General features: G+C 78.2%; 1 protein-coding gene. It reads left to right on the top strand.

What is annotated here, in order from left to right; genetic code table 11:
* Positions 1 to 70 precede the first annotated feature (70 nt).
* Positions 71 to 409: ATP-binding cassette domain-containing protein (locus HUX53_RS30155; protein ID WP_176406612.1), on the top strand; the 339-nt coding region annotated here is incomplete at its 3' end.

Genomic DNA, 409 nt, shown 5'->3' with positions numbered 1-409 from the left:
CGAGGTGTATAAGGGACGGCCTCCACGGCGGGACGACGCGGCGCCGCCGCGGTCCGTAGCCTCCGGTGGCATGGAGGCAACCATCGAAGTGCGGGGCCTGCGCAAGCGGTACGGGACCGCCGTCGCCGTGGACGGCCTGTCGTTCACCGCCGGGCCCGGGCGGGTCACCGGGTTCGTCGGCCCGAACGGCGCCGGCAAGTCCACCACCATGCGGATGATCATGGGCCTGGACCGGCCCGACGCCGGGACGGCGCTGGTCGGCGGCCGCCCCTACCGGTCGCTGCGGACGCCGCTGTGCCGGCCAGGCGCGATGCTGGACGCGGCGGCGGTGCACCCGGCGCGGCGGGCCCGCGGCCACCTGCGCCGGCCACCGCCAGCCAACGGGCTGGCGGCCCGGGGGGCGGACGGG

The sequence above is a fragment of the Actinomadura sp. BRA 177 genome, assembly GCF_013372625.1.
Taxonomy (GTDB): domain Bacteria; phylum Actinomycetota; class Actinomycetes; order Streptosporangiales; family Streptosporangiaceae; genus Spirillospora.
This window is presented reverse-complemented; position numbering and strand designations above follow the sequence as displayed.